This window comes from Streptomyces sp. B5E4 (assembly GCF_039871555.1).
GTDB lineage: Bacteria > Actinomycetota > Actinomycetes > Streptomycetales > Streptomycetaceae > Streptomyces.
Genome location: NZ_JBDPMI010000005.1, coordinates 54,700 through 81,069, shown reverse-complemented (window position 1 = coordinate 81,069; position 26,370 = coordinate 54,700). Strand labels below are relative to the sequence as shown.

Genomic DNA, 26,370 nt, shown 5'->3' with positions numbered 1-26,370 from the left:
GACGCCCACCATCCGCAAAGAACGTGAGGAGCAACCGAAACCATGGCGGTTTCCGTAACCCTGCCGGCGCTCGGCGAGAGCGTCACCGAGGGCACCGTCACGCGCTGGCTCAAGGCCGAGGGCGAGCGTGTCGAGGCCGACGAGCCGTTGCTTGAGGTCTCCACCGACAAGGTCGACACCGAGATCCCCTCCCCCGCCGCCGGAGTGCTGTCCTCCATCAAGGTGGCCGAGGACGAGACCGTCGAGATCGGCGCCGAGCTGGCCGTGATCGACGACGGCACCGGCGGTGCCGCTGCGGCGCCCGCGCCCGCCGCCGAGCAGGCCCAGGCACCCGCGCCCGCACCCGCGCCCGCCGCCGCACCGGCTCCGGAGCCCGCCCAGGCACCGGCATCCGCTCCGGCGCAGGCCGAGGTTCCTGCCGAGGCCCCGCCCGCGCCCGCGGCGCCCGAGCAGCCCGCGCCCGCGCAGGCCGCCGGGGGTGCTCAGGGCACCGACGTCACGCTGCCCGAGCTGGGCGAGTCGGTCACCGAAGGCACGGTGACCCGCTGGCTGAAGCAGGTCGGCGAGCAGGTCGAGGCCGACGAGCCGCTGCTGGAGATCTCCACCGACAAGGTCGACACCGAGATCCCCTCCCCGGCGTCCGGCACGCTGCTGGAGATCGTGGTCCAGGAGGACGAGACGGCGGAGGTCGGCGCCAAGCTGGCGGTCATCGGCAGCGGTGCCGCCGCTCCGGCGGCCGCGGCGCCTGCCGCACCGGCCGCACCGGCTGCCGCCCCGGCGGCTCCGGCGCAGCAGCCCGCCGCCGCGGCGCCCGCCCCGGCCGCCGCGCCCGCCGCTCCGGCTCCGGCTCCGGCACAGCCGGCCCCGCCCGCTCCGCCGGCCCAGCCCGCACCGGCCCAGCCCGCACCGGCTCCGGCCGCACCGGCTCCGGCCGCCGCGGCTCCGGCTCCCGCACCCGCCGCCGAGGGCGCGTACGTCACCCCCCTGGTGCGCAAGCTCGCCGCCGAGTCCGGCGTCGACCTGGCCGCCGTCAAGGGCTCCGGCGTCGGCGGCCGTATCCGCAAGCAGGACGTCGTCGCCGCCGCCGAGCAGGCCGCCCGCGCCGCCGCCTCCGCCCCGGCCGCCGCCACCGCGGCGCCCTCGGCGGGCCGGCCCGCGGCGCCCGTGCTGGAGGCGTCGCCGCTGCGCGGCCAGACCGTGAAGATGCCGCGCATCCGCAAGCTCATCGGCGACAACATGATGCGCGCCCTGCACGACCAGGCCCAGCTCTCCACCGTGGTCGAGGTGGACGTCACCCGCATCATGCGGATGCGGGCGCGGGCCAAGGACGCGTTCGCCCAGCGCGAGGGCGTGAAGCTCTCGCCGATGCCGTTCTTCGTCAAGGCCGCCGTCCAGGCGCTGAAGGCCCACCCGGTCGTCAACGCCCGTATCAACGAGGACGAGGGCACGATCAGCTACTTCGACACCGAGAACGTCGGTATCGCGGTGGACACGGAGAAGGGCCTGATGACCCCGGTCATCAAGGGCGCGGGCGACCTCAACATCGCCGGCATCGCCAGGAAGACGGCGGAGCTGGCGGACAAGGTCCGCAACAACAAGATCACCCCGGACGAGGTGTCGGGCGCGACCTTCACCATCAGCAACACCGGCTCGCGCGGCGCGCTGTTCGACACGATCATCGTGCCGCCGAACCAGGTCGCCATCCTCGGCCTCGGCGCCACCGTCAAGCGTCCGACGGTCGTCGACCACCCGGAGCTGGGCGAGACGATCGCCGTGCGGCACATGACGTATCTGACGCTCTCCTACGACCACCGCCTGGTGGACGGCGCCGACGCGGCCCGCTACCTGGGCGCGGTCAAGGGCCTGCTGGAGGCGGGCGAGTTCGAGAGCGAGATCGGCCTGTGAGGCGAGCGGTCCGGTAGTTCCGTACGCACCGGCCGCGCCCCCGCTCCGAGCAGCAGCTCGGGCGGGGGCGCGGTCGTGTTCCGGGCCGGCGCGCGGGGCCGAAGCGGGCGGGGTCGGTCAGCAGGTGTCCCGGTACGGCGTCCCCGGCAGGTACGCCTCCCAGTCGGCCCGCGACAGCCCGCCGCCCGCGCGGGCGCACACGGCCTGCCGGGCCCGCTCCGGATCCGCCGGGTAGGCGCGCGGCGCGGTGTGCCTGCCGACGGCGTAGACCTCGCTGCCGTCGGGGCTGAAGGAGACCGCCAGCAACTCGTCGCCGGCGGTCGGCAGACTGCCGCCCAGCGACTGGTTCGACGCCGTGTCCCACAGCCGCAGTGTCCCCGAGTGCCCCGCGACCGCCAGCGTGCGGCCGTCCGGCGAGAACGCCAGCGCCGTCGCCGGCTCCGCGGCGCCCGTCTGCATTCCCCGGTACGTACCGGGCAGCACCCCGAGACGGCGCCGGCCCTCGCCGTCCCACAGGGTGATGCGGCCGGAGTCGTCGCCCGCGGCGAGGAAGCGGCCGTCCGGGCTGAACTCCACGGAACGCACCCCGTCCTGCGCCAGCGGGCGCGGCGTCACCCGGCCCCCGCGCAGCGCGACGAGCTGATCGTCGCCGGTGGCCAGCAGCCTGCCGCCGGGGTGCAGGGCCAGCGGATCGCCGCCGGTGTCGCGCAGCCGGCGCACGCGCTCGCCGCGCGAGACGTCCCACACCTCCAGGGACTCGCGGTCGGGTATCCGGGAGAGGATCAGCTTGCCGCCCGCCCCGTACGCCAGGCTGTTCAGCGGGTTGGCCCGCGCCGGGTCCGGGGTGACCTCCAGCGTCCGTACGATCCGGCCCTTCCCGGTGTCCCACACGTGCACCCGCTCCGGCTCGTCGCCCATGACGCTCGGCAACGCGTACGCCAGCCGCCGGCCGTCCGGGCTGAACGCCATCAGCGGAACGCAGAAGTCCTCGACGGGGTCCAGCCCCTCCGGCACCCGGCACGGCAGCGGCGGCGGCGTCTGCGGCGTCCGGCCGCCGCGCATGTCGCGCACCTCGAAGACGCCGCGCGCCCCCGAGCGGCGGGCGGTGACCAGCTTGCCGCCGTCGGGACTGAACGCCGCGCCCTCCAGCCGCCGCGCCTGCCAGCCGGCGCCCGCGATGCCGTCCAGCCGGACGGTCCGCACCACGTGCCCGGACAGGCCGCTGAGATACCGCAGTTCCCGGTTGCCCGGCGTCACCCGCAGCTCCGTCGCGTACTCGCTGACCAGCGGATGCCGCAGCACCGGCGCCGAGGCGTCGGCCGTGCGCCAGACGATCAGCTCGTCCGGGCCCACGGCGGCCACCAGCGAGCCGTCCCGGCTGAACTCGATCTCCGACAGCCCCTCGCGCTCCACCTCCAGCCGCTTGTGCCCCGTCGCCACGTCCAGCACGCGGAAGCCGGAGTCGTTCATCACGACGATCCCGCGGCTGTCGGGCGTGAACTCCAGCGACGTCGTGTCGGCGCCGCAGGCGTCGCGGGCGCCGGGATACGCGCGCAGCAGGCGCTGCCGCTCGCCCGTGTGCCACACCTCCGGCACGCCGCTGTCCGGGCACACGACGACGAGCCGGTCGTCGGGGCTGACCTGGCTGAACCAGCCGGTGTCGCCGGTGCCCGCCTCGTAGGAGAAGAGCCTCTTGCGGTCGCGTACGTCGTAGAGCGCGAGGTGCGTCCGCTCGCCGTCGAAGGACCAGGTGTTCGACACGTACGTCCGGCTGCTGGGACCGAACCAGCCCGTCGTGCCGGGGATGTCGCGGCCGGGGCGCAGCCGGACGCCGCCGTTCTCGCCGGCGACGGCGAGGGTGCGGCCGTCGGGCGAGAGCTGGAAGTCGGCCTCGTCCGCCGGTTGGCCGAGGCCGGGCCCCGAGTCGAGCCGGCGGTGGGTGGCGACGTCCCAGCGCTCGGTACGGTCCTTGCCGACGCTGGTGACGGTGCGGCCGTCGGCGCTGAGGAAGCGCTGCGCGCCGGGCTCGCCGTCCTGGGGGAGGGCGAACGAGTCGGACTCCCGCTGGTGCAGCGCACCGAGCAGGGCGCCGCGGGTCTCCGGGGTGTCGGCGAGCCGCCAGGCGGCGACGCTGAGCTGCATGGCCCGTACGGGATCGGTGAACCGCAGGCTCCCGGCGACGGCGGCGACGCGGCGGGCCTCGGCGCGGCGGTGCTCGGCGTCGGCGGCGCGGTCCTGCTGCCAGGCGAACGATCCGGCGACCAGGGCCAGGACGACCAGCGCCACCAGCGTGGTGAGCAGGCCGCGGAACCGCCGCCGCTCCCTGCCGCGGGCGGCCCGGCTGGCGGCGAGGAACGCGCCCTCGCCGCCGGTCAGCTCCTGCGGCCGATCGGCGAACAGCTCCTCGGCCTGCGCGAGCCTGCTCCCCCGGTACAGCGCCCCGGGGTCGCGGTCCAGCTCCTCCCAGCCGTGGGCGGCCTCGGTGAGCCGCCGCAGGGCGCGCATGCGCTCGCGGTCCTCCTCGATCCAGCCGCGCAGGCGGGGCCAGGAGGTGAGGAGGGCTTCGTGGGCGAGGTCGACGACGTCGTCGTCGAGGGTCAGCAGCCGTGCCTCGACGAGCCGTTCGAGCACGTACCCGACGTCGGCGGCCTCGTCCCGGGGGTGGTCGGGGTCACCACCGGGGCGGGCCGGTCCCCCGCCCCCGCCGGCGGCGCCCGCGTGTGCGGCGATCTCCGCCAGCTCCGTCCTCGGTGCCGGGCGGCGGGTGTCCTGGGAGCCCTCGCCCGGCGAGACCAGGCGGAGCAGCGCGCGGCGGGCGACCTGCTGCTGCGGCGGCGTCAGTTCTCCGTAGACCCGCTCCGCCGTCCTCGCGATGGCGCCGCGGACGCCTCCCGCCGCCTCGTACGCCTCCTCCGTCAGCGACCGGCCCCGCCGCCGGTGCCACGTCTCCAGCAGGACGTGCGACATCAGCGGCAGCGCGCCCGGTTCGCCGTCGACGTCCTTGAGGATGCGCGCCGTCAGGGCCCGTTCGACGATCAGGCCCTCCGCCGCCGCGGGCCTGACCACCGCGTCGCGCAGCTCCGCCGGCGACATGGGGCCGACGAGCAACTGGGCGTCGCGCAGCGCCTCGGTCAGCGCGCGGTGCTCGGCGCAGCGGCCGTAGAAGTCGGCCCGTACGGCGATGACCACCCGCAGACGGCGCGCCGGGTCGCGGGCGGCGAGGAGGCGGCCGAGGAACGCCGCGCGCTCCTCGGGGTCCTGGCAGAGGGTGAAGACCTCCTCGAACTGGTCGACGAGGAGGTACGTGTCCCCCTCGCCGGGGGCCGCGTCGAGCACGTCGGCGTGCGTACGTGCCGGATGCTCGCCGGGCGTGAGGATGCGCAGCGCGGCGGGCGGCGGGCGGACCGGCTCCGGTCCGGCCCCGGCCGGCTCCCCGGACTCTTCCCGCCCGGCCCCCTCCGCCTCCTCGCCGTCCCGTCCCCGTACGCCACCCGACTGCAGCGCCGGTACGAGCCCGGCGCGCAGCAGCGACGACTTCCCGCTGCCCGACGGGCCGAAGACCGCCGCGAAGCGGCGCGCGCGGACCAGCTCCACGAGGTCCGCCGTGAGCCGGTCGCGGCCGAAGAACCGGTCGCGGTCGCCCGGTTCGAAGCGCGCCAGACCCCGGTACGGCGGCGCCGCGTCGCCGTGCTGCAGCGGCTGTTCCGCGTCCTCCGCCGCCGCCTGCCGCCAGCGCCACTCCCACTCGTCCGGCTCGCCGCCGCAGGCCTCCGCGTACGCCAGCGCGACCGGCAGCGACGGCAGCCGGTCGCCGGCGGCGGCCTGCGACAGCGCCGTCACCGAGTACGGCCCGCGCGCGGCGAGTTGCCGGTAGGTCGGTCCGCCTGCTTCGGCCCGCAGCTTGCGCAGCTCGTACGCGAAGCACTGGACCGGGCCCGCGGACGGATCCACGGGTTTCTCGCGCCGCCCCATGGGCGGTCCCCCCTCGCTCCCCTGCTCCCCCAGGTCGCCCCCCACGATAAACCGCGCCACGGACGCCGTACGACGTCCCCCGGGGATTGTTCAGAAGGGCCGAAACGGGGTGCTGAACAACGGTCCGGCCGATCTAATCGGTCGGGACCGAACAAAGTGAAGGGACTTCCCATGAGCACATCGGGGGGAGGCCGCCGCCGCATGCGACAGCGCATCGTGTGGGGGGCGTTGACGGCCGTCGCGGGCACCGCGGCCGCCGTCGTCGTGGCCGTGCCGCTCGGCGCGGCGGGCGACGACCGACAAAAGGGGGATCCGGGGGTGTCCGCGTCGTCCCCGGCGCCCGGCGCGCTTCAGACGCCGGGCACCGGGGGACCGGGGACCGCCCCGCTGCCGACCGAGAAGACCGGCACGGGCAGCGACCCGCTGACGCCGGACGAGGAGCAGCGCGCCGAGGAGCTGGCGCTCGCCGGGGACCGGCCGCTGCGTACGGAGAGCGAGGGGGTCCGGGGCCGCGAGGGCATGCCGCAGCTCGTCAACACCGACCTCGCCGACACCTCGGTGAGCGCCGGCGACGACCGGATCGCCGAGGTGTACTTCTACGACTACGCGCGGGACACGCTCGTCCAGAAGAGCGTCAACCTGAGCAGCAACGAGGTCGTGGACACCGTCGAGTCCACCGGCGCGCAGCCCCCGCCGGCCGCGCCGGAGGCGGAGGCCGCCGCCGACCTGCTGGTGGACAGCCCCGTCGGGGCCGGCCTGCGGCAGGACTACAAGGCGGCGACCGGTGAAGAGCTGACCGGCGCCGGGCAGTTGCAGGTCCAGGGGATGACGTACACGGCGCGGCCGGGCGACTCCGGCGGCCTGGAGAAGTGCGGCGAGCACCGCTGCGTGCGGCTCTTCACCCGGGTCAAGGACGGCCCGTGGATCGACACCCGCGACTTCGTCATCGACCTGAGCGAGCGGAAGGTGCACCATGCGTAACCCCACGACCCACGGGCCGGACGCGCCGTTCGCCGGCTCCGACGTGTCCGCCGGCCGGCGCAGGGGCGCGTTCTGGCGCCGCCCCGCGACCTGGCGCGGGGGCGCCGTCGCCGCCCTGGTCCTGCTCCTCCCGGCCGCGGGCCCCGCGGCGCTGCCCACCGCGGGCGCCGCGACGCCCCACGCGCCGCAGGCGGCCGCGCCCGACTGCAGCGAGGAGTACCGGATCACGCACAAACTGCCCAACGGCACCGAGTGGCAGATGTGCTACCGGAACAACGACTACGCGGGCCTGGTCCTGGAGGACGTCTCGTACAAGCCGAAGGGCGCCGCCAACGCCGTCCCGGTGCTCAACAGCGCCCGCCTCGGCCAGATACACGTGCCGTACGACGACGGCGGCATCGAGTACTACGACGTCACCGACATCTCTCTCGGCACCTCGCCCGTGTCGCTGAAGGAGAAGGACTGCCCCGGCGGCACCCGCCGCCCGGTCAACGTCGGGGGCGAGGCGTACGACGCGGTGTGCGTCACCCAGCAGCCGCGCGGCTTCGCGCACTTCGGCAACAGCTGGGACGTCGGCGAGGAGAACGGCCGCAACGACAGCGCGCAGGGCGACGACCTCGTCGTCTACACGATCCACTCGGCGGGTTACTACTACTACATCACCCAGTGGAACTTCTCCGACGACGGCACCATCACCGCCAAGGAGGGCGCCACCGGCAACCTCTCCCCCGGTGACTTCGACGCCTCGGACAAGCAGGGCTGGCCGATCGGCAAGGACTCGCGCGACCGCGCGACCAGCCACCAGCACAACATCTTCTGGCGGCTGGACTTCCAGACGGACAGCGCCCGCCCGGCCAAGATCCAGCAGTACGACACGAACCGCTCCGGCACCGGCGAGGGCGGCTACCCGGCGCAGGAGACGACTCGCAAGAACGTCACCAAGGAGACGTCGGGCAACTCCGACCAGCACCGCTGGTGGCGCGTGAGCGGCACGGCGGGCAAGAACGGCGACGGGCACACCCGGTCCTGGGAGCTGGTGCACAGCAACAGCGCGCGCTACACGGGGCGCAAGTTCACCAGCAAGGACGTGTACTTCACTCAGTACAAGAAGTGCGAGAAGTTCCCGAACCACAACCGGCGCTGGGACGGCAACTGCGCGAAGGACATCGTCGCCGCCACCGACGGCGAGCAGCTCAAGCACCCGATCGTCTGGGTGAACGTGGGCTTCCACCACATCGCCCGCGACGAGGACCAGACGCCGATGCCGGTGCACTGGCAGGGCTTCCAGCTCTCGCCGCGCGACGTGACGGACATGAGCCCGCTCACGCCCGACCGGCTGCGCAAGCCGCAGTACAACGGTGATCCCTTCGACTGAGCGAGCGGCGCCACCCGCGCTCGCGCGCAGCGCCTGACGCGCACACCGCGGCGTCCCCGTCCGGCTCCGGTCCGGGCGGGGGCGCCGTATTCTCGTCTGCACCCCCTGCGCGTCTGTGAGCACACCGAGGAGATGCCGATGCCCCCTACCGTCGTCCACCCGTCGCTGCGCGAGCAGATCCGCGAGCACATCGTGGAGGGCGTCGTCAGCGGCCGGTGGAAGCCGGGCGAGCGGATCGTGGAGCGGCGTATCGCGGTCGAGCTGGAGGTCAGCCAGACGCCGGTGCGCGAGGCGCTGCGCGAGCTGGAGAGCATGCGGCTGATCGAGTCCGCGCCGAACAAGGGCGTACGGGTCCGCGACCTGACGGCGGCGGATCTGGAGGAGATCTATCCGGTACGGGCCGGTCTCGAACAGATCGCGGCGGAGCTGGCGGCGCCGCGGCTGGCGGCGGACGTCTCGGCGCTGGAGCCGCACGTGGCGGCGCTGCGGGAGGCGGACGCGAAGGGCGACGGCGGGGCGCAGGTCAGGCACACGGTGGCGTTCCACCGGGAGCTGGTGCGGGCCTCGGGCAACAGCGTGCTGCTGCACACGTGGGAGTCGCTGGGCATCGAGATCTACACGTCGCTGGCGATCCGCTGGCTGGGCACGCGCCAGCAGTCGTACGCGGAGGAGCACGCGGACATCGTCGAAGCCTTCCGCCGCCGCGACCCGGCGATCGCGGAACTGGTCAAGGCCCACGTCCTGGGCTGCGCGCCCGCGTAAGCGGGGGCTCCGCCCCCGCACCCCCACCGGGCCTCCGCCCCGGCCCCCACGGACCTCGCCCCGGGGACTCCGCCCCCTGCCCCGCGGGACTGACGCCCCTGCGCACCGAACACGCCGTGGGCTCCGCCCCCGACCCGGGCTCCACCTCGGGCCCAGCGCTGAGCCTTACCCGGTGGGCTCAGCCCTTCACGGTGCTGCGCGCCGAGCACGGCCGGGGCTCTGCCCCAGGCCCCCGCACTCGCTCGGCTCGGGGGCTTCTCCCCTGCCCCCGCCCGGCTAAGCCCCGGACTCGACCGGGTGCTCCGCCCCCCAGGACCCCGCGAGGCTCACCCCGAGCAGGCACTAGATCCGACCGGACGCTCTGCCGCGCCCCCCGCGGCTGCCTAGCAATCCTGACCGGGGCTCCGCTCCCGACCCCGGAGGGCTCGCGACCCACCCCCCGCGGGGTAGGCCCCGGGCTCCCGCCGGGCGCTCCGACCCGGCCCGTAGGCGCTGCGCAGCAGGCCGCCGGGCTGCGCTCCCGGCCGCGCGCGGGGCTACGCTCCGGACTCGCCGTGCTCTTTCGGCCCGCGAGGGCCGTCACTCGCCGGGCGGGCTGCCCCTCCCGGGGGCGGCCCGCCATCCCTGCGGCGGTGTGCCCGTCGGGCTGCGGCTTCGGCAACGCTTGCCGGCGGCCCCTGTTCCTCGTCTTCCCGTCGGCCCGGTCCTCGTCGACCCCGCCCTCCGAGGGGCACCGCGTGCACGTAGGGCTGGCACGGCATGCCTACTTTCTCGTTCCGGAAGTATTTTGCCGTCCAACCTTTGATCGATCATCGATCGGAGACTTACAGTTCGGTCGAGGAGGTAGTTGCCATGCAGAGTCAGCTCGACCAGCTCCCCGACCGCGACCCGCAGGAGACCGCCGAGTGGCGTGAGTCCCTGGACGCGGTGGCGCAGCACGCCGGCCCCGACCGGGCTGCGCAGGTGCTGCGAAGCACCCTCGCCTACGCCGGGGACGCCGGTCTGGACGTGCCCGCGTTGCTGGAGACGCCGTACGTCAACACCATCCCCACGGCCGCCGAGCCCGAGCTGCCCGGGGATCCCGAGCTGGAGCGGCGGATCGCCGCGTGGAACCGGTGGAACGCCGCCGCCATGGTGACCCGCGGGTCGCGGTTCGGGCTCGGGGGGCACATCGCCACCTTCGCCTCCGCGGCCTGGCTGTACGAGACCGGCTTCAACCACTTCTTCCGCGGCAAGGACGACGACCGCGCCCCCGGCTCCGGCGACCAGCTCTACATCCAGGGCCACGCCTCCCCCGGCGTCTACGCCCGCGCCTTCCTCGACGGCCGGCTCTCCGAGGCCCACCTCGACCGGTTCCGCCAGGAGGCCGCGCCCGGCGCCGTCGAGGGACTGCCCTCGTATCCGCACCCGCGGCGGCTTCCCTGGCTGTGGGAGTTCCCGACCGTCTCCATGGGGCTCGGCCCGATCTCCGCGATCTACCAGGCCAGGTTCAACCGCTACCTCGCCCACCGCGGCATCAAGGACACCTCCGCCAGCCACGTATGGGCCTTCCTCGGCGACGGCGAGATGGACGAGCCCGAGTCGACCGCCGCGCTCGCCCTCGCCGCCCGCGAGCAGCTCGACAACCTCACCTTCGTCATCAACTGCAACCTGCAGCGCCTCGACGGCCCCGTACGGGCCAACTTCAAGGTCGTCCAGGAGCTGGAGGCCCAGTTCCGCGGCGCCGGCTGGAACGTCGTCAAGTCGCTGTGGGGCTCCGCCTGGGACGAGCTGCTCGCCCTCGACACCACCGGCGCGCTCGCCCGCCGGCTGCGGGCCGTGCCCGACGCGCAGTTCCAGACGTACGCCACCCGCGACGCCGCGTACATCCGCGAGCACTTCTTCGGCGCCGAGCCCGCGCTCGCGGAGATGGCGAAGCTGCTCGGCGACGACAAGATCCTCGCATGCTTCCACCTCTCCCGCGGCGGCCACGAGCCGCGGAAGGTCTACGCCGCGTACCGTGCCGCCGTCGCCCACGAGGGCGCGCCGACCGTGATCCTGGCGCAGACCGTCAAGGGCCACACCCTCGGCAAGGGCTTCGAGTCGCGCAACGCCAACCACCAGATGAAGAAGCTGACCGGCGCCGAGTTCCGCGACATGCGGGACCTGCTGGAGCTGCCCATCCCGGACAGCGCGCTGGCTGGCGACCTCGTGCCGTACGCGCACCCGGGCCCCGACTCCCCCGAGGTGCGCTACCTCCAGGAGCGCCGCGCCGCGCTCGGCGGCCCCGCGCCGGCCCGCCGGGTGCACCCGGCGGCGCTGCCGGAGCCGGCGGCGAAGCCGTTCGACGCGCTCAAGAAGGGCTCCGGCAGCCAGGAGATCGCGACGACCATGGCGTTCGTCCGCCTGGTCAAGGACCTCATGCGGGAGAAGGAGACCGGCCGCCGCTGGGTACCGGTGGTGCCGGACGAGGCGCGCACGTTCGGCATGGAGTCGCTCTTCCCGAGCGCCGGGATCTACTCCCCGCGCGGGCAGACCTACGACCCCGTCGACCGCGACCAGCTCCTGTACTACAAGGAGGCGGCGAACGGGCAGATCCTCAACGAGGGCATCACGGAGGCCGGTTCGCTGGCGTCCTTCACGGCCGCGGCCACGTCGTACGCGACGCACGGCGAGCCGATGATCCCGTTCTACATCTTCTACGCGATGTTCGGCTTCCAGCGCACCGGCGACCAGTTCTGGGCTCTCGCCGACCAGTTGGGCCGCGGCTTCGTCGTCGGCGCCACCGCGGGCCGCACCACCATGACCGGCGAGGGCCTGCAGCACGCCGACGGCCACTCCCCGCTGCTGGCCTCCACCAACCCCGCGGCGCTGATCTACGACCCGGCGTTCGCGTACGAGGTGGCGGTCATCGTCAAGGACGGGCTGCGCCGCATGTACGGGCAGGCCGCCCCCGGCGAGGACCCGGACGTCTTCTACTACCTCACCGTCTACAACGAGCCGAAGGTCCAGCCGCCGATGCCCGAGGGCGTCGAGGAGGGCATCATCCGCGGCCTCTACCGCTACCGGACCGCCGACTCCCCCGCCGGGGCCGCCGCCGAGGACGCCCCGCGCGCCCAGGTGCTCGCCTCCGGCACCGCCATCCACTGGGCGCTCGACGCCCAGCGACTGCTCGCCGAGGACTGGGGTGTCGCGGCCGACGTCTGGTCCGCCACCTCCTGGAGCGAGCTGCGCCGTGACGCCCTGTCCTGTGACACGGCGCAGCTTCGCGGCGAGGACCGGGTCCCCTACGTCACCCGTGCTCTGGAAGGCGCACCGGGCCCGGTTCTCGCCGTCAGCGACTGGATGCGGCAGGTGCCCGACCAGATCGCGCAGTGGGTCCCGCAGGACTACACCTCGCTGGGCACGGACGGCTTCGGCCTCTCCGACACCCGTGAGGCGGCCCGCCGGCACTTCGGGGTCGACCCGGAGTCGATCGTGGTGGCGGTGCTGGACCGGCTGGCGCGGCGCGGCGAGGTGAAGAAGGAGACGGTCGCGGCGGCGGCGTCGAAGTACGGGCTGGTCTGAGCCCTGGGGCCGACGGGCCCGGCCTGCGGGGGGCGCAGGCCGGGCCCGTACCGGCCTGCGGGCCTAGTCCGGTTGGTCCGGGAAGCTGCGCAGCTTCAGCAGCGCCGCGACCAGGCCGCCCCAGACGATCACGACCGCGACGACCAGCATGACGATGGCGCTCGCCGACATCAGTTGCCCTCCTTCGCGGGTTCCGGGTCTTCGACGGGCTGTGCCTCCGGCGCCCGGCCGCCGATGTCGCCGTGGTGGCGCCACGGGATCAGGGCGGCCAGCACGCCGACGAGCAGCGCACCGGCGGCGACGCCCCAGCCGGCCCAGCCGAGGAACGAGCCGGGGTAGCCGCCGTAGTTCTCGTCCAGCTCGGTGCGCAGGCTGTCGACCATCATCCAGCCGAGCACCAGCGGTGTGACGATCCCCAGGCACACCAGCCATACGCGCCCCATCCGCACCGCGGACGTGGCGTTGGCGTCCCGCTGCAGCAGCGGCAGCCGGCGCAGCACCCAGGCCACGACGACGACCGACACGAGGCCGGCGAGCACGATGCCGTACTGGTTGATGAAGTGGTCGGCGGCGTCGAGCAGCGTGAGCCCGCCGTCGTTGGCGAACGCCAGCACGGACACCACGGTGAGCACGCCGCCGACGATCGCGACGGCCGCCCTGCGGGACAGGCCCGTACGGTCCTCGACCGCCGCGACCTGCACCTGCACGATGCTCACCAGCGAGGTGAGGCCGGCGATCACCAGCGACAGGAAGAACATCACGCCGAAGAACGCGCCCCCCGGCATGCTGGAGATGATCGCCGGGAACGCCACGAACGCCAGCCCGACGCCCGAGGTGGCCAGCTCGTCGACGCCCACGCCCTGCTGCGCGGCCATGAAGCCGAGCACCGAGAACACGCCGATGCCGGCCAGGATCTCGAACGAGCTGTTGGCGAAGCCGGCGACGAGCGCCGAGCCGGACAGGTCCGACTTGCGGCCCAGGTACGAGGCGTACGTGATCATGATGCCGAAGCCGATGGACAGCGAGAAGAAGATCTGCCCGTACGCGGCGACCCACACGCTGCCCTCGCCCAGCGCCCCCCAGTCCGGCCTGAACAGGGCGTCCAGGCCCTCGCCCGCGCCGTCCAGGGTGACCGCGCGGACGACGAGGATGCCGAAGAAGACCAGCAGCGCAGGGATGAAGACGCGGTTGGCCCACTCGATGCCCCGGCGCACGCCGAGCCAGAGGATGACGAGTGTGACCAGCCACACTCCGAGCAGCGGCCACATGACGCCGGGCACGAAGGTGGAGACGGTGCCCGGTTCGCCGGACTTGAGGAAGTCCTCGGAGAAGAAGGCGTTGGGGTCGTCGCCCCACGACTCGTCGATCGAGAAGCCGACGTAGCGGACGGCCCAGGCCAGGATCACGGCGTAGTACGCGGAGATCACGAAGCAGATCGCCACCTGCCACCAGCCGATGGCCTCGGCGGGGCGGGAGAGCTGCCGGAAGGCGCCGGGCGGGGAGGAGCGGTAGCGGCGGCCGATGACGTATTCCATGATCAGCAGCGGGAGTCCCGCCGTCAGCAGGGCCACCAGATACGGCAGAAGGAAGGCGCCGCCGCCGTTGTCGTAGGCGACGTAGGGAAAACGCCAGATGTTGCCGAGACCGACCGCGGATCCGATCGCGGCGAAGAGGAATCCTGCCCGGTTTCCCCAACGCTCACGAGGCTCGTTGGACATATAGAACTCTCTTATTCTTTGGTGCAGTGCCGAACGACGGTATCAGGGCGCTGCATGATGGCTGACATGCGCGCCGCCCGCCTCATCCACCTCGTTCTGCTGCTCCAGTCCCGCCCGTCCATGACCGCCGCCGAGCTGGCGGAGCGGCTGGAGGTCTCCGAGCGGACCGTCGCCCGGGACGTGCAGGCGCTCGCGGAGGCGGGGGTGCCGGTCTACGCCGACCGCGGGCGGACCGGCGGCTACCGGCTCGTCGGCGGCTACCGCACCCGGCTCACCGGGCTCGGGCGGACCGAGGCGGAGGCGCTGTTCCTGTCCGGGGTGCCCGGCGCGCTGCGGGACATGGGGCTGGCGGACGCGGCGTCCGCGGCGCGGCTGAAGGTGTCGGCGGCGCTGCTGCCGGAGCTGCGCGGCGCCCCCGAGAGCGCGGCGCAGCGGTTCCACCTCGACGCCCCGGGGTGGTGGCGGGAGCCGGACGCGCCGGAGCTGCTGCCCGCGGTGGCGGAGGCGGTGTGGGCGGACCGGACGCTGGCGGTGACGTACCGGCGGCGGCCGGCGGCGGAGGCGGTGGAGCGGGAGGTCGAGCCGTACGGGCTGGTGCTGAAGGCGGGGGTCTGGTACCTGGTCGCGCGGGTGCCGGAAGCAGGGGGCGCGTACCGGGTCTACCGCGTGGAGCGCTTCGAGCAGGCAGTGATCGTCGACGGTGACGCGGGCTTCGAGCGCGACGAGGAGTTCGATCTGCCGGGCTTCTGGGCGGAGCGGGCCGCGGCGTTCGCGCGGTCGATCCTGCGGGACGAGGTGACGCTGCGGCTCTCCCCCGACGGCCTGCGGCGGCTGCCGCACGTCACGGACCGGCTCGCCGCCGAGGACGCCGTGGCCGCAGCCGGCCCGCCGGACGACCGGGGCTGGACGGCCGTGCGGCTGCGGGTGGAGTCCGCGGACGTCGCGTACGGCCAGCTCCTCGCCCTCGGCCCGGACGCGGAGCTACTGGGGCCGCCGGAGCTGCGCGCGCGGTTCGCGGCGGCGGCGGCCCGCAGCGCGGAGCTGTACGGGCGGGAGCCCTACGGGCGGAGCCGGTAGCCCTCCGGGTCGCCGGGGTCCTCGCCGGCCATGACGCGCTGGAAGTACGGCCAGCTGTCCGGCAGCGTGCCGTCGGCGTCCGTGAACCCGTACTCCTGGGCGACCTGCCCGCTGTACAGCGACGTGCCGTTCCACCGCGCCTTGTCCGGGTCCGCCGCCAGCGCCGCGACCGCGCGGCCGACGAGGACGGGGCTCTCGGAGAGCGCGAAGTGCTTGTCTTTGGCGACCGCGTCGCGCCAGTTCTCCTCGGTCACCCCGAAGTGGTCGAGCATCTGCTCGGAGCGCAGGAAGCCCGGGGTGAGGGAGAGCGCGGTGGCGCCGGCGTCCTTCAGCTCGTGGCTGAGGCCGAAGGCCATCCGGATCGGGGCGTTCTTGGTCAGGTCGTAGAAGAACATGTCGCGGTACGGCTTGTTGGCCTCCGCGGTGCCGTCGGTGATCTCGACCACCAGCCCGCCGCCGGTGCGCAGCAGCAGCGGCAGCGCGCAGTGGCTGGTGATGAGGTGGGTCTTGACCCCGAGTTCCATCATCCGCAGGCCGCGGTCGAGGTCGTACTCCCACATCTTCTTGCCGAACTCGACGAGGTGTTCCCCGCCCCAGACGTCGTTCACCAGCACGTCGAGCCGCCCGTGGTCGCGCTCGATGCGGGCGACCAGGTCCCGTACCTGATCGGCTTCGAGGTGGTCGACACGGACGGCGACGCCCTCGCCGCCGGCCTCGGTGGCCAGCTCCGCGGTCTCCTCGATGGTCTCGGTGGTGCGGCCGACTTCGCTGACGTGCTGCCGGGTCGTACGGCCCGTGGCGTACACGGTGGCGCCCAGGGCGCCCAGCCCCACCGCGATCGCCCGGCCCGCGCCCCGCGTGGCGCCCGCGACCAGGGCGACCTTCCCGCGCAGCGGCTTGTCCGCGGTGCCCGGAACGGGCTTGTCTCGGTTCTGCTCTTCGCTCATGCGCCCACCGTGACAGCGAATCCGGACATCTTCTGTCTGGTTTTCCGGCGGGTTGCGAAAGGAGTTCCGGAGGATTCCGATCCCGCGCTCCGCGTGCATATGCGCGGCGGAAGGCAGATGCTGGATCCGTGATGGAGGAGTCGGAGTTCTGGGAGCTGATCGACGCCGCCCGCGAGGCCGCCGAGGGCGACCCCGCGGAGCAGGCCGACCTGCTCGTGGACCGGCTGACCGGTCTCGACCCGGACGCCGTGACCGACTTCGCCTGCCACTTCGAGTCGCGGATGGACCGCGCGTACCGCATGGATCTGTGGGGCGCGGCGTGGGTGCTGCTCGACGGGGTCAGCGACGACGCCTTCGACTCCTTCCGCGGCTGGCTCGTGGGGCAGGGCCGGACGGTCTTCGAGGGCGCGCTGCACGAGCCGGACGATCTCGCGGACCTGCTGGAGGACTTCGACGAGGAGACGGACGGGGAGGCGGAGGACCTGGCGTACGTGGCGGACGAGGCGTACGAGCGGCTGACGGGGCTGAAGCTGCCGGAGCTGGGTCTGCCGGAGGGGCCCGCGGAGCCGGTGGGCGAGGCGATCGACTTCGAGGACGTAGGGGTGCTGGCGCAGCGGTTCCCGAAGCTGTGGGCGCTGTACCGGGAGGACTGACGGCTTGCCGTTGCCCCGGGGCCGCGGGCGCGGGGTTCGAGGGCTTGGGGCCGGGGCTTGGCGCTGAGGGCCGGAGCTCGTACGGGATCGGCGGGGGCGCGCGCGTCAGAGGAGTGTGCGCCCCATCAGCATGTCGTCCACGTACGTGCCGTCCAGCAGGAACTCCTCCGGCAGCACCCCCTCCACCGCGAACCCCTCCGACTCGTACAGCCGCCGCGCCGGGGCGTTGTGCCCCAGCACGCGCAGCGTCAGCCGCCGCGCACCTGCCGCGCGGGCGTGCTCCGCGCCCGCCCGCAGCAGCGCCCGCGCGACACCGGCGCCGCGGGCCTCGGGGGCGACGACGAGGCCCTGGATCTGGCGTACGTGCCCGTTGACCGCCAGCGACGTCGGGGGGACGACGCAGATGTAGCCGACGACGCGGGCGGGGGCGGCGGGGGTCCGGCCGGGCAGCTCGGCGAGAAGGTAGTGGTCGGGGTGGTGGCGCTCGTCGAAGAACGGGGCGTCGGTGCTGGGCGGGGCGGTCACCGCGTGCAGATGCGACCAGGTCGCGGCGTCGAGGGCGCGGAGCAGATCCCCGTCGGCGGCGCTCGCGGGGCGTATGCGCAGCTCGCCGCCGCCGACCGCCCCGCCGCCGTGCACGTCAGTCATGGGCTCACTGTGACACGTGCTGCCGGGGGACGGCACATGAGGGCAGGATGGGCCCATGCGCATCGCGGTCTCCGGCTCCTCCGGACTCATCGGCTCCGCCCTCGTCCGCTCGCTGCGGACCGACCGGCACGACGTCCTGCGGCTGGTGCGGCGGGAGGCGAGCGCACCGGACGAGGTGCGGTGGGACCCCGGGAAGGGGTACGTCGACGCCGGGCGGCTCGACGGCTGCGACGCCGTCGTGCACCTCGCCGGGGCCGGCATCGCCGACCGGCGCTGGACCGAGAGCTACAAGCGGGTGCTGCGCGACAGCCGGGTGCTCGGCACCGCGGCCGTCGCCGACGCCCTGGCCTGTCTCGACCGGCCGCCGTCCGTCTTCGTCTGCGGCAGCGCGATCGGCTACTACGGCGACACCGGCGACCGCCGCATCGACGAGACCGCGCCGCCGGGGCGGGGCTTCCTCGCCGACCTGTGCCAGGAGTGGGAGGCGGCGACGAACGCGGCGGAGGAGGCCGGGATCCGTACCGTCCACGCGCGTACGGGCCTGGTGGTCTCCCGCAGGGGCGGGACGTGGGGACGGCTGTTCCCGCTCTTCCGGGCGGGTCTCGGCGGGCGGCTCGGCAACGGACGGCAGTACTGGAGCTTCGTCTCCCTGCACGACCACATCGCGGCGCTGCGCCACCTCATCGACACCGAGTCGCTCGCCGGGCCGGTGAACCTCACGGCCCCGGAGCCGGTGACCAACCGCGAGGTGACGGCGGCGATGGGGCGGGTGCTGCACCGGCCGACGCCGTTCCCGGTGCCGGCGGCGGCGCTGCGGGTGGCGCTGGGCGAGTTGGCGGAGGACGTGATCGGCAGCCAGCGGGTGGTGCCGCGCAAGTTGCTCGACTCGGGGTTCACGTTCGCGTTCCCGGGGATCGAGGAGGCCCTGCGGGCGGCGCTGCGGGGGTGACGGAGGCGAGGGAGGGGGCCGGTGCGGTGCCGGCCCGGGAGGGTGCGGCGGGCTGATCCGGGGGCCGGCCGGAGGGTCGGCGGGGACGGTGTCGCGGCTGGTTGCGCCGGGTGTGCGTCCGTGCCCTTGTGGTGCGCACCTGGCCGGCGCCACCATCCGCCCTATCGTCAACGGAACGCGTCCACGGGGGAACGCGGATACGACCATGCCCAGTTGGGCATCAAACAGGCGTCCAGCGGCATGCGAGAGCGCTCGGCCGCGGACGCACAACCCCGGGAGGCACCCGTGCCCCATGCCGCAGGAAGCACGGACCCCGTCGACGTCGTCGTCGTGGGCGCCGGACTCGCCGGTCTCGCCGCGGCCCAGCACCTGGTCGGAGCGGGCCTCAGCGTGACCGTGCTGGAGGCGGACGAGCAGGTCGGCGGGCGGATGACCACCGACCACGTCGACGGATTCCGGCTGGACCGCTCGCTGCACCTGCTCAACACCTCGTACCCGGAACTGCGTCGCCTGCCGGGGCTCGCGGGGGTGCCGCTCTGCCCGCTCGACGGGGACGTGGTGGTCTGCGCGGGCGGGCGGCGGCAGCGGATCGGCGGATCGCGGGGCACGGGGGGCGCGTTCACGACGGCGAGTGCGTTCGCCAGCGCCGCGCGTGCGCCCCGGGGCGCCGTCATCGACCAGGCGTGGCTCTCCGCGGCGCTGGCGCGGCTGGCGACCGTACCCACGGCGCGGCTGCTGGCCCGGCCGGAGCGCCGGGCCGCGGACGCGCTGGCGGCGCGCGGGCTGCCGCCGCGGATCGCGGCGGGGTTCCTGCGGCCGCTGCTGGTGGCGCTGCTCAACGACCCGGCGCTGACGACGTCGAGCCGCTCGGCGGACCTGGCGCTGCGGGCGTTCGCGCGCGGACGGCTGTGCCTGCCGGCGGGCGGTGCGGCGACGGTGCCGCAGAAGCTGGCGGCGGGGCTCCCGCGCGGGACGGTGCGAACCGGGGTGCGGGCGGTGTCGGTCTCGACGACCGCGGTGCGGACGGAGGAGCACGGGGTGCTGCGGTGCCGGTCGGTGCTGGTGGCCACGGGCGCGCGGGCGGCGGCGGGGCTGCTGCCGGGGCTGCGGCTGCCGGGGTTCCACCCGGTGACGGTGCTGCACCACAGCGCCCCGGCGGAGTCGCTGCCGGGCGGCGGCGGAGTCGGGAGCCGGCCGGAGGCGGGGGAGGCCGGGGGCGCGGAGGACGGCGTTCCGGCGCGTGACGGTGGGGGGCGTGACGGCGGGGCGCGGCAGGGCGCGGTGCGGGAAGGCGGGGTGCGGGAAGGCGGGGCGGCGCGGAGTGGCGCGGTCGCGGGCGGCGTGCGGCAGGCGGCGCTGCTGCTGGACGCGGAGGGGGCGCAGGGGCCGGTGTCGCATACGGCGGTGGTCAGCAGGGCGGACACGTCGCGGGCGCCGCGGGGGCGGGCCCTGGTCAGCTCGGTGGTGCTGGGCGAGGACGCGGTCCGGCCGGCGCGGGTGCTGGACAAGTCGGCGCGGCGGCAGTTGAGCGAGCTGTACGGGACGTCGGCCTTCGACTGGGAGCTGGTGGGGGCGCACCACGACCCGGAGGCGATACCGGCGATGCCGGCGCCGCACGACCTCCACCGACCGGTCCGGGTGCTGTGCGGCCTCTACGTCTGCGGCGACCACCGCGACACGAGCACCCCCCAGGGCGCCCTGTACTCGGGCCGCCGCGCAGCCCGTGCCCTCCTCCGCGACTTCGGCCTCACCCCGGCCACGGACCCGGCGGCCGTCCCGGCAGTCGCCTAGCAGGAACGGTTCTCCACCACGGAGCGGTGCTCCTGAGCGGGAGCACCGCTCCGGGACCGGAACGCCACTCCGGGACCGGAGCACCGCCCCGCAGCGAGAGCACCGCTCCGGGAAGGAAGCACCGCTCCGAGGCGAGAGCACAGCTCTCCGACCAGAGCGCCGCCCACCCGAGAGCACCGCTCCGAATCGGGAGCGGCACCCCGCACCGAGAGCACTGCTCTGCGGCGAGCACAGCGATCCGCGCCAAGAGCGGCGTCCTACACCGAGAAGCAGCTCCCCAGAGAGCCCTCAGCAGCGAGAGCACCGCTCACCACACGCGCGCACCCGCCGCCCGCACCGCCCCGACCCGCACCGCCGGCCGCGCCGCTCCGCGGCCCCGCGGCCCCCGCCCTCACACCGCCAGCGCCGCGACCCGCTCCCGGTACGCCCGCACCGGAGGTGCATCGCGGTACGGCTCCAGGCGCCGTTCGAAGTCGCGGACGTACTCCGCCGCCCGCGCCGAACGCATCTCCGCCGCCTGCTGCGCCGCCTCCGCGCCCAGCACGCACGCCTGCTCCACCTCGCCCAGCCCCAGCCGCGCCGTCGCCAGCACCAGCCGGCAGAAGACCCGGCTGCGCGCGAACCCCGCCGCCCTGTACTGCAGCGAGCGCTCCGCGTGCTGCGCCGCCGCCCGGTACTGCTGGAGGTCGCGGTAGCAGTGCCCGAACTCGTCCGCGAGCTGCGCCTCGTCGAAGAAGCGCGCCCAGTGCGGCGCCTCCTCCCCCGGCCGCGCCGACTCCAGCGCCCGCTCCGCCCGCGCCAGCGACGTCGTGCAGGCCCGCACCTCGCCCAGCAGCCCGTGCCCGCGCGCCTCCGCGGCGTGCAGCAGCGCCTGTACCACCGGCGGCGCGCCCCCTCCGACACCCTGCTGCGCGACCCGGGTGAGCTGCACCGCCTCCCGGCCGTGCCCCAGGTAGACCGCCTGGCGGCTCATCGTGACCAGCACGTAGCTGCCGTACGCCCGGTCCCCCGACGCCTGCGCCAGCCGCAGGGCCTGGACGAAGTACCGCTGGGCCAGCCCGTGGGCCGCGATGTCGTACGACGTCCAGCCCGCCAGCCGCGTCAGGTCCGCGGCGGCGGCGAACAGCCGGCGCCCCGTTGCCTCGTTGTACGTGCCGCGCAGCATCGGCTCGACCTCGTGCTCCAGATACCGCACGAGGGCCTGCCGGGCGTGCCCGCCGCCGTAGGCGTTGTCCAGCGCCCGGAACATCTCGGCGACCGACCGCATCGCCCCGATGTCCCCCTGGGTGACCCGCTGTCCCGGCGCCCGCGCCCCCGGCCCGCCCCACCCCGGTCCCGGATCACCGCGCCCGGCGGGCACGCCGCCCAGACCCGCCCCGGGTCCGCCCGGGGCGCCCGGCCCCGCACCGACGGCGACACCGCCGCCACCGAGGCCCACGCCGGGACCGCGCCCCTGCGCCGGCACCCGCAGCGCGCCCGGCGCCCCCGGCGACGCCACCCCCGCCGGACCGGGCGCCCCGCGCTGCTGCAGCTCGCGCGCCACCTTCTCGTCCGGCCTGCCGATCAGCCAATCCCGACTCGGCACGACGAGACCCGCAGGAGTGAACGCGATTTTCCGCAGCTCCGCCTGACTGCCCGTGTCCTTGCGCCACAGCCCGCTCACGATGTCGATCGCCTCGGTGGGCGTCGCGGCGAACTCCAGTCCGGCGTACACCGGTGCGCATGCGTCGAGCCCGAGGTCCTGCGCGGTCAGCCGGCGGCCGAGGCGCCGGGTGAACACCTCGGCGATCAGCGCAGGTGTCGTGCCGCGCGGCTGCTGGCCGCGTAGCCACCGGGTCACGGACGTTTTGTCGTATCGCAGGTCGAGGCCGTGTTCGAGCCCTAGCTGATCGACTCTGCGGGCGAGCCCCGCGTTGGAGAACCCGGCCTCGGAGATGAGGGCCGCGAGCTGGCGGTTGGGAGGTCGCTGTGAAGGTCGTTCCGTCGTCACCTGTGGGGTCTCCTGCCTGGCCTCCGGGAACGGCGCGAATGTAGCGGCGAAACAAGCCTCACTCGCCGCTTTCGTCCCAGCTTCATTCGATCGTGTGAGGAGACCTGGGTGCAGGGCGGGAACGTATACCGCCGTACAGTGGCAGAGGGTCGGCTGGAATACCGCCGACCGCATATGCCGGGCGGCGCACGCGCACCGCCCGGCGCGAACTGCGCGAACAGCGCGAGGAGGGCACCGTGGGCGAGCTGCGCTTCGTTCACCTGGGGTTCGGCGAGAACGCCGTGGAGTACCTGGAGGCTTGGCAGGAGCAGCGGCGCGTGCACGCCGCCCGCTTCGCCGAGGAGATCCCCGACACCTGTCTATTGCTGGAGCACCCGCCGGTCTACACCGCGGGCCGCCGCACGGCCGAGGACGAGCGCCCGCTCGACGGCACCCCCGTGGTGGACGTGGACCGCGGCGGGAAGATCACCTGGCACGGTCCCGGCCAGCTCGTCGGCTATCCGATCCTGAAGCTGCCGCGCCCCGTGGACGTCGTCGCGCACGTCCGGCGGCTGGAGGAGGCCCTGATCCGCGCCTGCGCCGACTTCGGCCTGGCGACCACCCGCATCGAGGGCCGCAGCGGCGTCTGGGTGCTGGGCGACCCCGTGGAGCAGCGCGCGGAGTTGGGCGGGCTGGCGCTGGACTTCGACCCCCGCCTCTCGGACGAGGAGTACGACCCGCGCCTGGCCGGTCCCGAGTACGCGCCGTCCAACGCCGGCCAGCGGCGCGAGGACCGCAAGCTGGCCGCCATCGGCATCCGCGTCGCCAAGGGCGTGACCATGCACGGCTTCTCGCTGAACTGCAACCCGGACAACACCTGGTTCGACAGGATCGTGCCGTGCGGCATCCGCGACGCGGGGGTGGCCTCGCTCTCCGGCGAGCTGGGAAGAGACGTACCGGTGTCGGAGGTTCTCCCCGTCGTGGAGAAGCATCTGCGCGAGATCCTGGAGACGGCCGAGGCGCTCCCCCGCGCGGTCTGACTCCCCAATTCAGAGGCGTACGCTGGAGAACGCCGAGGAATCGAAAGCTAGGAGCCCGGACGTGTCCGCTGTCGCACCCGACGGTCGCAAGCTGCTCCGCCTGGAAGTCCGCAACAGCCAGACCCCCATCGAGCGCAAGCCCGAGTGGATCAAGACCCGCGCCAAGATGGGGCCCGAGTACAACGCGCTGCAGAAGCTCGTCAAGGACGAGGGTCTGCACACGGTCTGCCAGGAAGCCGGCTGTCCCAACATCTTCGAGTGCTGGGAGGACCGCGAGGCGACGTTCCTGATCGGCGGCGAGCAGTGCACCCGGCGGTGCGACTTCTGCCAGATCGACACGGGCCGCCCGGCCGAGCTGGACCGCGACGAGCCCCGCCGGGTCGCCGAGTCCGTCCAGCGCATGGAGCTGCGGTACGCCACGATCACCGGCGTCGCCCGCGACGACCTGGAGGACGGCGGCGCCTGGCTCTACGCGGAGACCGTGCGCCAGATCCACGCCACCACCCCGGGCACCGGCGTGGAGCTGCTGATCCCCGACTTCAACGCCGAGCCGGAGCAGCTCGCGGAGGTCTTCTCCGCCCGCCCCGAGGTGCTCGCGCACAACGTCGAGACCGTCCCGCGGATCTTCAAGCGCATCCGCCCCGGCTTCCGCTACGAGCGGTCGCTGGAGGTCCTCACGCGGGCCCGCGAGGCCGGTCTGGTGACGAAGTCGAACCTCATCCTGGGCCTGGGCGAGGAGCGCGCGGAGGTCAGCCAGGCGCTGCGTGACCTGCACGAGGCGGGCTGCGAGCTGATCACGATCACGCAGTACCTGCGCCCGTCGCCGCGGCACCACCCGGTGGAGCGGTGGGTGAAGCCGCACGAGTTCGTGGAGCTGCAGCAGGAGGCCGAGGAGATCGGCTACGCAGGCGTCATGTCCGGCCCGCTGGTGCGGTCCTCGTACCGGGCGGGACGGCTGTACAAGCAGGCCATGGAGAAGCGCGCGCAGCAAGCGGCGTAGGCCCCCGCGAGCCGGCCCGGCAGTGCCGCCGGCGGCCGCGTCCCGGCGGTCTTCACCCCGCTTTGACCGCCGGGCCACGCGCTGGTAACACCGTGGGGTGAGCATGGAGCCCGACCCAGTTCCGACTTCCCGACCGCCGAGGAGGGCCGTCGTGCCGTCGTCACCGTCGTCGTTACCGTCCTGGCCGCCGCCCCGGCCCACCGTCGCCCGGGTGCTGCGCACGATCGAGGAAGTGCTGCTCCGCGGCGAGCAGCGCACCGCACGGCGTAACGCCTGGGACGCCGTCCTGGAGGACCGCCGCCGGGCCATGGCCCGCCGCGAGTCGGAATCGGCGGTGTCGCAGGCGGACCCGCCCGCGGGCGGTACGTCCGCTCTGCCCCGTTAGCCGCCGCGCCCCGGCGCCGCGGGCCGCCCGGCGCGCCCCGATCCGGCCACCAGGTGCCGGGCCCGGTCTGACCCCGGGCCCGGCTGGCCGTAGAATTCGCGGCATGGCCAGCAGTGAACCCACACCCGAGAACACCGGGCGTCTGAAGCAGATCGCCCTCACGTACAAGATGACCAGGCGGGCCGACCCCAAGGTCGGTCTCATCGTCGCGGGCGTGGGCATCCTGGTCCTCGGTGCCGCCCTGGGCATCGGCTTCCTCATCGGACACCCGATCTACCTGGGCATCGTCGGTTTCCTGCTCTCGCTGCTCGGCATGGCGATCGTCTTCGGGCGGCGCGCGGAGGCCGCGGCGTTCGGGCAGATGGAGGGCCAGCCGGGCGCGGCCGCGGCGGTGCTGGACAACATGAAGCGGGGCTGGACCGTCACCCCCGCGGTGGCGATGACGCGGCAGCAGGACGTCGTGCACCGGGCCGTGGGCAAGGCGGGCATCGTCCTGGTCGGCGAGGGCAACCCGAACCGGCTGAAGGGCCTGCTGGCGGCCGAGAAGAAGAAGATGAACCGGGTCATCGCGGAGGTGCCGGTCCACGACGTCGTCGTCGGCAACGACGAGGGCCAGGTGCCGCTGAAGAAGCTCCGGGCCACGCTGGTGAAGATGCCGCGCGTGCTGCAGGGCCCGCAGGTCACGCAGGTCAACGACCGGCTGAAGGCACTGGGCGACCTGATGAGCAACATGCCGGTCCCGAAGGGCCCGATGCCCAAGGGCATGCGGATTCCGAAGGGCGGCGGCAAGCTGCGCTGAGCGCGGCGGATCTCGTACGGGTACGGGGACGGGCGCCGGAGGGGCCCGCGGCGTAGGACCGGCTCGGAGGCAGGCCCGGCGCGGAAAGGCCCGGCGCGGAACCCGGTCTCGCTCGGAACCGCCCTTCGGTCAGAACCGCACTTCTCTCAGAACCGCACCTCGACGGCGCGGGCGAGCCGGTCGTGCAGACCGCGGGTGTCGCGGTCGAAGACGACCGCGGGGATCAGCAGGCAGAGCAGCACGGAGCGGGCGATGGTGGCGACGGGGCCGAGCCGGGCTCCGTTCTCGGCGAGGACGCGGATGCGCATGATCCGCTTGCCCGGCGTGAAGCCGAGGGTGCCGACCAGCAGCACGGTCATCACGAAGAAGACGACCATGGTCCACAGCCCGAGCGACCGGGTGTCGCTGCCCGCGAACAGTCCGTAGGCGATGAGCTGGCACAGCAGCCAGTCGACGACCAGCGCCGCGATCCGCCGGCCGACGGACGCGACCGAGCCGGGGCCGGTCTCGGGCAGCCCGAGGCGCTGGCCCCGGTAGCCGAAGTCGACGCCCATGTCCTCGGCCGCCGCGCGGGGGCCGGAGAGCCACGATCCGATTGCTTGCCGCTTCTCCGCGTCATCCACGTATCCACGGTACTGCCAGGTGCGCGCGGCCCTTCCTCGCCCCCTGCCGGCGCCCTCGGACCGCATACGATTCCGGCCACCCGCGGGGCCGCCGGGGCCGCGTTCCCCGGCCCGGCCGGGGGTCGCGGTTAACATCGGCGAAACAACCGGGTCATGCCCGAGAAATCCCGGGTGCCTACGCTCGGGCGAGCATGCCGGCACGCCGGCAGGCGCACCTCGCGCAGGCTCTG

20 protein-coding genes are annotated in these 26,370 nt (G+C 74.2%); 13 read left to right on the top strand and 7 right to left on the bottom strand.

From position 1 onward, the window contains the following. Positions 1–42: 42 nt before the first annotated feature. Positions 43–1,905 carry a 2-oxoglutarate dehydrogenase, E2 component, dihydrolipoamide succinyltransferase gene (gene sucB, locus ABGA99_RS09120; protein WP_347575389.1) on the top strand — a complete coding sequence of 621 codons (1,863 nt, stop codon included), beginning with the start codon at positions 43–45 and terminating at the stop codon, positions 1,903–1,905. Positions 1,906–2,022: 117 nt separating this feature from the next. On the opposite strand, the gene ABGA99_RS09115 is transcribed toward sucB, so the two are convergent. Next, positions 2,023–5,877, bottom strand: coding sequence for a DNA-binding protein (locus ABGA99_RS09115; protein WP_347575388.1), 3,855 nt, complete (start codon positions 5,875–5,877; stop codon positions 2,023–2,025). A 201-nt stretch (positions 5,878–6,078) separates the two neighbouring features. Here ABGA99_RS09115 and ABGA99_RS09110 point away from each other — a divergent pair, with 201 nt between their 5' ends. The 4 genes from ABGA99_RS09110 (at position 6,079) to aceE (ending at position 12,541) form a co-directional block, all read left to right on the top strand. Beyond that, the gene (locus tag ABGA99_RS09110) at positions 6,079–6,858 is read left to right on the top strand and encodes a hypothetical protein (RefSeq protein ID WP_347575387.1); all 780 of its coding nucleotides are present in this window, start codon (positions 6,079–6,081) and stop codon (positions 6,856–6,858) included. Continuing rightward, positions 6,851–8,233: a copper amine oxidase gene (locus ABGA99_RS09105; RefSeq protein WP_347575386.1), complete on the top strand. Its 1,383-nt coding sequence runs from the start codon at positions 6,851–6,853 to the stop codon at positions 8,231–8,233. The genes ABGA99_RS09110 and ABGA99_RS09105 overlap by 8 nt, the downstream gene beginning before the upstream one ends. 138 nt (positions 8,234–8,371) lie before the next feature. Then, entirely contained in the window at positions 8,372–8,995 is a 624-nt protein-coding gene (locus ABGA99_RS09100; RefSeq protein WP_347575385.1) for a GntR family transcriptional regulator, read from the top strand. A gap of 852 nt (positions 8,996–9,847) precedes the next feature. Then, positions 9,848–12,541: a pyruvate dehydrogenase (acetyl-transferring), homodimeric type gene (aceE, locus tag ABGA99_RS09095; RefSeq protein WP_347575384.1), complete on the top strand. Its 2,694-nt coding sequence runs from the start codon at positions 9,848–9,850 to the stop codon at positions 12,539–12,541. 63 nt (positions 12,542–12,604) lie between these two features. On the opposite strand, the gene ABGA99_RS09090 is transcribed toward aceE, so the two are convergent. Beyond that, positions 12,605–12,712, bottom strand: a complete 108-nt coding sequence (locus ABGA99_RS09090; RefSeq protein WP_347575383.1) for a methionine/alanine import family NSS transporter small subunit — start codon at positions 12,710–12,712, stop codon at positions 12,605–12,607. Then, a complete protein-coding gene (locus ABGA99_RS09085; protein ID WP_347575382.1) occupies positions 12,712–14,259 on the bottom strand; it encodes a sodium-dependent transporter in 1,548 nt (515 codons plus the stop codon). The genes ABGA99_RS09090 and ABGA99_RS09085 overlap by 1 nt, the downstream gene beginning before the upstream one ends. Before the next feature lie 66 nt (positions 14,260–14,325). Here ABGA99_RS09085 and ABGA99_RS09080 point away from each other — a divergent pair, with 66 nt between their 5' ends. Beyond that, positions 14,326–15,336 (top strand): WYL domain-containing protein, encoded by a 1,011-nt coding sequence (locus ABGA99_RS09080; RefSeq protein ID WP_347575381.1) that lies wholly within the window; start codon positions 14,326–14,328, stop codon positions 15,334–15,336. Here ABGA99_RS09080 and ABGA99_RS09075 read toward each other — a convergent pair. Further along, entirely contained in the window at positions 15,318–16,283 is a 966-nt protein-coding gene (locus ABGA99_RS09075; protein WP_347575380.1) for an SDR family oxidoreductase, read from the bottom strand. The genes ABGA99_RS09080 and ABGA99_RS09075 overlap by 19 nt on opposite strands. A gap of 131 nt (positions 16,284–16,414) precedes the next feature. On the opposite strand from ABGA99_RS09075, the gene ABGA99_RS09070 reads away from it, so the two are divergent. Beyond that, complete coding sequence (locus ABGA99_RS09070; protein WP_347575719.1) at positions 16,415–16,936, top strand: DUF4240 domain-containing protein; 522 nt, start codon at positions 16,415–16,417, stop codon at positions 16,934–16,936. 105 nt (positions 16,937–17,041) lie between these two features. On the opposite strand, the gene ABGA99_RS09065 is transcribed toward ABGA99_RS09070, so the two are convergent. After that, complete coding sequence (locus ABGA99_RS09065) at positions 17,042–17,584, bottom strand: N-acetyltransferase (RefSeq protein ID WP_347575379.1); 543 nt, start codon at positions 17,582–17,584, stop codon at positions 17,042–17,044. Between the two features lie 55 nt (positions 17,585–17,639). Between ABGA99_RS09065 and ABGA99_RS09060 the strand changes: the two genes are divergently transcribed. Together ABGA99_RS09060 and ABGA99_RS09055 are read left to right on the top strand one after the other, a co-directional pair. Beyond that, positions 17,640–18,533 carry a TIGR01777 family oxidoreductase gene (locus ABGA99_RS09060; protein ID WP_347575378.1) on the top strand — a complete coding sequence of 298 codons (894 nt, stop codon included), beginning with the start codon at positions 17,640–17,642 and terminating at the stop codon, positions 18,531–18,533. Positions 18,534–18,818: 285 nt separating this feature from the next. Beyond that, positions 18,819–20,324: an FAD-dependent oxidoreductase gene (locus ABGA99_RS09055; protein ID WP_347575377.1), complete on the top strand. Its 1,506-nt coding sequence runs from the start codon at positions 18,819–18,821 to the stop codon at positions 20,322–20,324. 391 nt (positions 20,325–20,715) lie between these two features. On the opposite strand, the gene ABGA99_RS09050 is transcribed toward ABGA99_RS09055, so the two are convergent. After that, the gene (locus ABGA99_RS09050; RefSeq protein ID WP_347575376.1) at positions 20,716–22,314 is read right to left on the bottom strand and encodes a regulator; all 1,599 of its coding nucleotides are present in this window, start codon (positions 22,312–22,314) and stop codon (positions 20,716–20,718) included. A 236-nt stretch (positions 22,315–22,550) separates the two neighbouring features. Between ABGA99_RS09050 and lipB the strand changes: the two genes are divergently transcribed. The 4 genes from lipB to ABGA99_RS09030 all read left to right on the top strand — a co-directional run bounded on the left by lipB (position 22,551) and on the right by ABGA99_RS09030 (position 25,517). Then, complete coding sequence (lipB, locus tag ABGA99_RS09045; RefSeq protein ID WP_347575375.1) at positions 22,551–23,333, top strand: lipoyl(octanoyl) transferase LipB; 783 nt, start codon at positions 22,551–22,553, stop codon at positions 23,331–23,333. Between the two features lie 61 nt (positions 23,334–23,394). Beyond that, positions 23,395–24,333, top strand: a complete 939-nt coding sequence (gene lipA / locus ABGA99_RS09040; RefSeq protein ID WP_347575374.1) for a lipoyl synthase — start codon at positions 23,395–23,397, stop codon at positions 24,331–24,333. 151 nt (positions 24,334–24,484) lie between these two features. Beyond that, complete coding sequence (locus ABGA99_RS09035; protein ID WP_347575373.1) at positions 24,485–24,718, top strand: hypothetical protein; 234 nt, start codon at positions 24,485–24,487, stop codon at positions 24,716–24,718. A gap of 103 nt (positions 24,719–24,821) precedes the next feature. Then, positions 24,822–25,517, top strand: coding sequence for a DUF4191 domain-containing protein (locus ABGA99_RS09030; RefSeq protein ID WP_347582457.1), 696 nt, complete (start codon positions 24,822–24,824; stop codon positions 25,515–25,517). Between the two features lie 146 nt (positions 25,518–25,663). Here the strand turns inward: ABGA99_RS09030 and ABGA99_RS09025 are convergent, their stop codons facing one another. Next, positions 25,664–26,140: an RDD family protein gene (locus tag ABGA99_RS09025; RefSeq protein WP_347575371.1), complete on the bottom strand. Its 477-nt coding sequence runs from the start codon at positions 26,138–26,140 to the stop codon at positions 25,664–25,666. Between the last annotated feature and the right edge of the window lie 230 nt (positions 26,141–26,370).